Source organism: Kitasatospora sp. NPDC059803 (assembly GCF_042732255.1).
Classification (GTDB): Bacteria; Actinomycetota; Actinomycetes; order Streptomycetales; family Streptomycetaceae; genus Kitasatospora.
The window spans coordinates 1-7,025 of sequence record NZ_JBHWIJ010000121.1 but is presented as its reverse complement, the minus strand read 5'-3'; the positions used below and the strand labels follow the sequence as shown (position 1 = coordinate 7,025).

Genomic DNA, 7,025 nt, shown 5'->3' with positions numbered 1-7,025 from the left:
GGTGTCTGCGCGCTCGACATGGTGTGACGGGCTCCTGGTTATCCCCATGGTCAGCGTCCGCCGCGGGTGGGGGCCGGGCTGTTGCGACACCCCGGCCGGCGGCCCCCGCCGTGGCTCGCCGGGCGGGGGCCGTCACGGTCACCCCGGCGTCAGTGCTTGGGCCGGCCGATCAACTTGCCGATGTTGTCGAGCAACGGGATCTCCAGCCACGGGTTCGGCTGCGCCACCAGGGTCAGCAGCACGATCGACGCTCCCAGGAAGGTCAGCACGATCACGTCGGTGAAGCGGCTGCGCACCGCCAGCATCCCGACCTCGGGCAGCACCAGCCGCAGGACGGCCCCGAGCAGCACCCCGCAGCCGAGGATCAGCAGCCCGTACTTGAAGCCGTCCTTGAAGTCGGCGAACCAGGTGACCGCGAGGCCGGCCCCGACCACCAGCAGGACCAGCGTTATCGGCCACTGCCGGACCGGCAGGGTGTGGTCGCGTCCGAGGGCTGCGGCCGCGCCCTCGGGCGGCAGGGTGCCGGTGGTCTTGACCGGCCTGCGCGGGGTCCGCGCCGGTCGCGGTTCCGTCATGCTCGCCGTCCCTCGTGGTGGTGTCGGTCGCGGGGTCAGACGCCGGCGCGGCGCTCGGCCGCCACGACGATGTTGTTAAGCAGCATCGCGCGGGTCATCGGGCCCACGCCGCCGGGGTTCGGGGAGATCCAGGCGGCCACCTCGGCCACGCCCGGGTGCACGTCGCCGACGATCTTGCCCTCGCTGCGGCTGACGCCCACGTCCAGCACCGCCGCGCCCGGCTTGACGTCCTCCGGCTTGACCAGGTGCGGCACGCCCGCGGCGGCCACGATGATGTCGGCCTTGCGCAGGTGGTAGCCGAGGTCCCGGGTGCCGGTGTGGCACAGGGTCACGGTGGCGTTCTCGCTGCGGCGGGTCAGCAGCAGGCCGATCGAGCGGCCGACGGTGACGCCGCGGCCGACCACGACCACCTCGGCGCCGTTGATCTCGACGTCGTGCCGGCGCAGCAGCTCGACGATGCCCAGCGGGGTGCACGGCAGCGGCCCCTCGATGCCCAGGGCGAGCCGGCCGAGCGAGGTCGGGTGCAGGCCGTCGGCGTCCTTGTCCGGGTCCATCAGCTCCAGGACCGGGTTCTGGTCCAGGCCCTTGGGCAGCGGCAGCTGGACGATGTAGCCGGTGCAGGAGGGGTCGGCGTTGAGCTCGCGGACGACGTTCTCGACGTCCTCCTGGGTGGCGGTCGCGGGCAGCTCGCGCTGGATCGAGGCGATGCCGACCTCGGCGCAGTCCTTGTGCTTGCCGTTGACGTACCAGCGGCTGCCCGGGTCGTCGCCGACCAGGACGGTGCCGAGGCCGGGCGTGACGCCCTTCGCCTTGAGGACCGCCACGCGGGCGGCGAGTTCGGACTTGATCGCGGCGGCGGTGGCCTTGCCATCGAGAATCTGGGCAGTCATGACCCCATTCTCCCGGATCGCGGCAAGCCGCCGCACCAGGGCCCGTCTTCGAACCCCCGTCGTCCTCCCGCCAGCCCCCGCCGGCCCCCGTCGGCCCCCGTCGGCCCCCGTCGGCCCCCGCCAGCCTCCCGTCCTGCGGTCGGACGGGTTCGGACGGGTACGGAAGGCCCGGACCACGTTGCGGTTGCGCCACAGTCTCGGTCCGGCGCGCGGAACCGGCTGGACACGGCCCCGCCGTCCGGTTGACGATATGCGGGCATTCCCTGCCGCGACCCGGCCCGGTGACGGGCCGACGGACACCCGGCGGGGGCGTACCCGGGGGAAAGAGCACGTGAGCCGACCACTTCAGACCGAGCCGCCCGACCACTGCGGCGCCGTCCTGCCCGCAGCGGGCCCGTCGACGACTCCGCTCGCACTGCTCTCACCGCTCTCAGCGCTCTCACCGCGCGCCTGAGCCGGCCGCGCCCGGATCCGCTCCGGGCTGTCACTCCCCTCCGTTAGCGTCCCGTTCCACCGGCGACCCGACTCGCCAACCGGAACCGGGCCCTCCGTCCCGTCCCCACGTCCCCGCAACTGCCCGGAGGCATCGATGAGTTACCCGCCCGACCCGAACAACCCGAACAACCCGTACGGCCAGCCGCCGCAGGCTCCCGGCTACGGCTACCCCCAGCAGGCCCCGCCGGCCGGGTACGGCTACCCGCCGCCCGCGCCGGGCTACGGCGGCGGACCGGGCTACGGCTACCCGCCGGCCGTCCCGCAGAACATGCCGGGCCTGGTGGTCACCACCCGGGTGCTGCTGTTCATCATCGGCGCCGTGCAGATCATCGGTGGCGGCATCTACCTGATAGCCGCCGCGGCGGCCAAGGAGGTCACCAACCGGGCCCAGCAGATCGACGGGAGCGACCCGTTCAACGGCTTCGGCAACGCGGCGGCCGGCGTGCTGGTGGTCGTCGGCATCGTGTGCGCGCTGTTCGCGGCCTTCTCCATCACGCTGGGCGTGAAGTTCGGCAAGGGCGGGCCCGCGGTCCGCATCACCACCCTGGTGTACGGCTCGTTCGGCGCGCTGCTCGGCCTGCTGGGACTGGCCGGCTCGTTCGCCAACAACGCCAACCCGGTCGGCATCGTCTTCACGCTGATGTGGCTCGCGGTCTCGATCACGATGATCGTCGGGATGAGCGTCAAGGACGGCGTCGCCTGGTTCGCCCGGCCGCGCTACTGACCGGCCGCACCACTGACCGGCCCGGTCCGAGCGGATCGGACGACGAGCGGCCCGGCTCCCCATCCGGAGGCGGGGGGCCGCTCTGTCATGCCGTCACCCGGGCGGTGCGCCGGGCGAGCGGTGGAACGCGATCAGTGGAAGAAGTGCCGCGCACCGGTGAAGTACATCGTCACCCCGGCCTCGGCGGCCGCCGCGACGACCTCCTCGTCCCGGATCGAACCGCCCGGCTGGACGATCGCCTTGACGCCGGCCGCGATCAGGATGGCAGGGCCGTCCGCGAACGGGAAGAACGCGTCCGAGGCCGCGTACGCGCCCTTGGCCCGCTCCCCGGCCCGCTCGACCGCGAGCTTGCAGGAGTCGACCCGGTTGACCTGGCCCATGCCGACGCCCACCGAGGCGCCGTCCTTGGCCAGCAGGATCGCGTTGGACTTGACGGCCCGACAGGCCCGCCAGGCGAAGGCCAGCTCGGCCAGCTCGGCCTCGGACAGCGCCTCACCGGTGGCCAGCCGCCAGTTCGCCGGGTCGTCGCCCTCGGCCTGCACCCGGTCGGCGTCCTGGAGCAGCACGCCGCCGGAGACCGGGCGCAGCTCCTGGCGGTTGGCCGGCGCCTCGGGGGCCAGCAGCACCCGCAGGTTCTTCTTCCGGGCCAGCACCTCGACGGCGCCGTCCTCGTAACCGGGGGCCACCACGACCTCGGTGAAGATCGGGGCGATCTGCTCGGCCAGCTCGACGGTGACCGGGCGGTTGACCGCGATCACGCCGCCGTACGCCGAGACCGGGTCGCACTCGTGCGCCTTGCGGTGCGCCTCGGCGACGTCCGCGCCGGTCGCGATGCCGCACGGGTTGGCGTGCTTGATGATCGCGACGGCCGGCTCGGCGTGGTCGTACGCGGCGCGGCGGGCGGCGTCGGTGTCGACGTAGTTGTTGTACGACATCTCCTTGCCGTGCAGCTGCTCCGCGCCGGCCAGGCCGCCGCTGCCGTCGCTGTACAGCGCGGCGCCCTGGTGCGGGTTCTCGCCGTAGCGCAGCACGTTCTGCCGCTCCCAGGTGGCGCCCAGGAACTCCGGGAACCGCTCGTCGCTCGGCGCGTAGCCGGCCTCGAACCAGGAGGCGACCGCGACGTCGTACGCGGCGGTGTGCGCGAACGCCGCACCGGCCAGGCGCTTGCGGGTGGCCAGGTCGAAGCCGCCCTCCTGGGCGGCCCGCAGCACGTCGACGTAACGGGCCGGGTCGACCACCACGGCCACCGACGGGTGGTTCTTGGCGGCGGCGCGGACCATGCTCGGGCCGCCGATGTCGATCTGCTCGACGCACTCGTCCGGGGTGGCGCCCGAGGCGACGGTGGCCTTGAACGGGTAGAGGTTCACCACGACCAGGTCGAAGGGCTCGACGCCCAGCTCGGCCAGCTGCGCGCGGTGCGACTCCAGCCGCAGGTCGGCGAGCACGCCGGCGTGCACGCGGGGGTGCAGCGTCTTCACGCGCCCGTCCAGGCACTCCGGGAAGCCGGTCAGCTCGGAGACCTCGGTCACCGGGACGCCGGCGGCGGCGATCCGGCCGGCGGTGGAGCCGGTGGAGACGATGGCGACCCCGGCGGCGTGCAGGCCCTGGGCCAGCTCCTCCAGACCGGTCTTGTCGTACACGCTGATCAGCGCACGACGGATCGGACGGATGTTCTCCGAAACGGGGGGCGTGGTGGAGCTGGCACTCATGCCGGAATCCATACCTTTCGGTCCTCGATGCGGTGGCCCTCGCGGGCCAGCCGGCCCACGACGTCGACGAGCAGCTTGCGCTCGACAGTCTTGATGCGCTCGTGCAGCGCTTCGCCGCCATCGGCGTGGTCGGCGTCGACGACCTCGACGACGCCCTGCGCGATGATCGGCCCGGTGTCCACCCCGGCGTCGACCAGGTGGACGGTGCAGCCGGTGACCCTCACCCCGTACGCGAGCGCGTCGGTGACGCCGTGGGCGCCGGGGAAGGAGGGCAGCAGTGCGGGATGGGTGTTGACGATCCGCCCGGCGAAGGCCGCGATGAACTCGGGGCCGAGGATCTTCATGAACCCGGCCGTGACCACCAGGTCCGGCTCGTGGGCGGCGACGGCGGCGGTCAGCGCGCGGTCCCAGTCGGCCCGGTCGGCGAAGTCCTTCACCCGGTGGACGAAGACCGGCAGGCCCGCCTTCTCGGCCCGCTCCAGGCCCGCGATGCCGTCGCGGTCCGCACCCACGGCGAGGATCTCGGCGCCGTACGCCGGATCGGCTGCGGCGTCGAGCAGCGCCTGCAGATTGGTACCGGAACCGGAGACCAGCACCACCAGGCGGGCCGGTCCGGGCGTACGGGGCGGGAAGAGCTGGGCGGGGGCGGCGGCCACTGCGCGATTCTCCGTAGGTCGGGCGCCGCCCGCTGGTACGTCCACCGGTGGTGGGGCCACTACGAACGGCAGGTCGAGCGAGGGGGAACACCAGGAGAACCCACCGCGACGCGGGCACCCGGGAACCTCTGCGAGCTGCTGACCGTCACCACGATAACGGCTGGTCGGACGGCCTCCGCACCCTCCCGGCGGCGCTACGCGCGTAGTTGAGACGGGGATCTCCTCCGGCCCGCACAGCGGAGTCGCCCCTGGCACGGGCCCTCCCGGCACCCGCGCAGCGGGCAGGCCGCCTGAGGACCGGCGAACGGCTGCGGGATCATAGGGAAGGCGGGAGACCGCCGCCCCGACCGAGAAGGAATGGCTGAACCATGAGCAGCGGTGACGACACCGGCGAGCGCAACCCCTTCGCGCCGCCGCCGGCGGATGCCCCGGACCAGCCGTGGCAGCCGCGCAACCCCTGGCCCGGCGAGGGCCCGGACGGCACCGGCGGCCAGGGCGCCGGCGAACGCCCGCAGCTCCCGCCGCCGCACCCCTGGGGCCCCGGCCGGCCCGAGGACGGCCGCCCCACCCCACCGGCCCCGCAGCCGCCCAAGCTCGACCCCGCCGACCCCGCCCAGCGCCGGGCCCGCAACGCCGCACTGGCCGGGCCGCTCGCGCTGGTCTGCCTGTTCGCCGGCTTCCACTGGGCCGCCCTGTTCGTCGGCGCGCTCGGCATCGTGTGGGGCATCAGCGCGCTGCGGACCCCCAAGCCCGCCCCGGCCGCCGCCGTCACCGGCGCCGCTCCCCAGACCGCCGCCCGCCAGCCCGCCGCCCCGAACCCGCTCACCCCGGCCGCGCTCGCCGGAATCCTCACCGGCGCGATGACCGTCGTGGTCGCGACCTCGGTGATCGGCCTCGGGATGTACTACAACGACTACGTCACCTGCGTCCGGGACTCGCTGACCTCCGTCGGCGCCGACAACTGCGACCGGTTCGCGCCCAAGTGGTACGTCGACTTCACCGGGAACGCCGGCTAGACCCTGTCCGGCCGGTCTTGCCGGACAAGGCCTAGTCACTCCCGGGACCCCGCCCGCCCAGGCGCAGCACCGCGGCGTACCCGCGGGCCCGCAGCAGCAGCACCCCCCGGCGCAGCCGCTCGGCCGACCGGGCGCGGGCGGCGGGCAGGGCCTCCTCGTCGGCGTCCGCGTCGAGTTCCTCGGCGGTCTGCCCGTCAACCTCTCCGTCGACTCCTTCGTCGACCCCTTCGTCGGCCTCCGGGACGGTCGCGGGGCACAGCGCCCGATGGCGTACCAGCAGCGCACCCGGCACGGCCACCAGCGCGAACCAGCCCGCCGCCGCCGGTCCCGTCCACCAGGGCGCCGGCCCCAGCCGGGCCATCCGGCCGCCCGCCAGCGCGCCACCCGCCAGCCAGCTCGCCGCCGCCACCGCGACGCCGGTCAGCAACGCCGCCGCCAGCACCGCCACCACCGTCACCGCGAGCGGCCACGGTCCGTCGCCGCCCCCGTTGCCGTCCCCGTCGCCGGTCCCGGACCCCGCCTCGGCCGCTGCGCGCGGGCCGGCCGCCGCCCGGCCCAGCAGCACCGCCGGCACCACCCCCGCCAGCACCGGCAGCAGCAGTGCCGCCAGCCGCCAGCCGCCCGGGCCCTCCGCCGGCAGCAGGGCGAACATCGGGAACTCCGGGACGGGGCCCAGCACGGTGCCGCCCGGCGCCACCACCGTCCCGGAACCCACCGCGAACCCCGGGCCCAGGGCGTACGCCGTCCCCCAGAGCACCGCGTTCGGCAGCAGCACCACCCCGAGCAGCAGCAGCCCGACCAGGGCCGCCGGCCCGCGCCCGAGCACCGCCATCCCGCGCCCGCCCCCGACCGCCGCGTCCAGCGCCGCCGCCACCGCCACCAGCACCCCGCCCGCCGCCACCAGGCCCGCCCCGGCCGCCAGCACCGAGCCGCGCACCGCCGCCGCGCCGCCGGCCGGTC

Annotated in this window: 8 protein-coding genes; 3 read left to right on the top strand and 5 right to left on the bottom strand. The window is 74.7% G+C overall.

The annotated features are described in order from the left end of the window. Positions 1-149: 149 nt before the first annotated feature. Positions 150-575, bottom strand: coding sequence for a DUF3017 domain-containing protein (locus ACFV6I_RS20295; RefSeq protein ID WP_063349030.1), 426 nt, complete (start codon positions 573-575; stop codon positions 150-152). Between the two features lie 35 nt (positions 576-610). Further along, positions 611-1,465 carry a bifunctional methylenetetrahydrofolate dehydrogenase/methenyltetrahydrofolate cyclohydrolase gene (locus ACFV6I_RS20290; RefSeq protein WP_063349029.1) on the bottom strand — a complete coding sequence of 285 codons (855 nt, stop codon included), beginning with the start codon at positions 1,463-1,465 and terminating at the stop codon, positions 611-613. Positions 1,466-1,796: 331 nt separating this feature from the next. Here ACFV6I_RS20290 and ACFV6I_RS20285 point away from each other — a divergent pair, with 331 nt between their 5' ends. Both ACFV6I_RS20285 and ACFV6I_RS20280 read left to right on the top strand, forming a co-directional pair. Beyond that, positions 1,797-1,919, top strand: coding sequence for a hypothetical protein (locus ACFV6I_RS20285; RefSeq protein WP_363369236.1), 123 nt, complete (start codon positions 1,797-1,799; stop codon positions 1,917-1,919). A gap of 135 nt (positions 1,920-2,054) precedes the next feature. After that, positions 2,055-2,684 (top strand): hypothetical protein, encoded by a 630-nt coding sequence (locus ACFV6I_RS20280; protein WP_380426735.1) that lies wholly within the window; start codon positions 2,055-2,057, stop codon positions 2,682-2,684. Between the two features lie 131 nt (positions 2,685-2,815). Here the strand turns inward: ACFV6I_RS20280 and purH are convergent, their stop codons facing one another. Next, complete coding sequence (purH, locus tag ACFV6I_RS20275) at positions 2,816-4,393, bottom strand: bifunctional phosphoribosylaminoimidazolecarboxamide formyltransferase/IMP cyclohydrolase (RefSeq protein WP_063349027.1); 1,578 nt, start codon at positions 4,391-4,393, stop codon at positions 2,816-2,818. Next, entirely contained in the window at positions 4,390-5,049 is a 660-nt protein-coding gene (gene purN / locus ACFV6I_RS20270; RefSeq protein WP_371518479.1) for a phosphoribosylglycinamide formyltransferase, read from the bottom strand. Before purN ends, purH begins: the two co-directional genes overlap by 4 nt. A 368-nt stretch (positions 5,050-5,417) precedes the next feature. Between purN and ACFV6I_RS20265 the strand changes: the two genes are divergently transcribed. Beyond that, the gene (locus ACFV6I_RS20265; protein ID WP_063349025.1) at positions 5,418-6,065 is read left to right on the top strand and encodes a hypothetical protein; all 648 of its coding nucleotides are present in this window, start codon (positions 5,418-5,420) and stop codon (positions 6,063-6,065) included. Between the two features lie 31 nt (positions 6,066-6,096). Here the strand turns inward: ACFV6I_RS20265 and ACFV6I_RS20260 are convergent. Beyond that, positions 6,097-7,025, bottom strand: a 929-nt coding sequence (locus tag ACFV6I_RS20260; protein WP_380426733.1) for a DUF6350 family protein, incomplete at its 5' end; no start/stop codon positions are given.

What these genes read in the sequence shown, in the direction of transcription:
- ACFV6I_RS20295 (WP_063349030.1), bottom strand. Translation starts at nt 575, where the DNA reads ATGACGGAACCGCGACCGGCGCGGACCCCGCGCAGGCCGGTCAAGACC.
- ACFV6I_RS20290 (WP_063349029.1), bottom strand. Translation starts at nt 1,465, where the DNA reads ATGACTGCCCAGATTCTCGATGGCAAGGCCACCGCCGCCGCGATCAAG.
- ACFV6I_RS20280 (WP_380426735.1), top strand. Translation starts at nt 2,055, where the DNA reads ATGAGTTACCCGCCCGACCCGAACAACCCGAACAACCCGTACGGCCAG.
- purH (WP_063349027.1), bottom strand. Translation starts at nt 4,393, where the DNA reads ATGAGTGCCAGCTCCACCACGCCCCCCGTTTCGGAGAACATCCGTCCG.
- ACFV6I_RS20265 (WP_063349025.1), top strand. Translation starts at nt 5,418, where the DNA reads ATGAGCAGCGGTGACGACACCGGCGAGCGCAACCCCTTCGCGCCGCCG.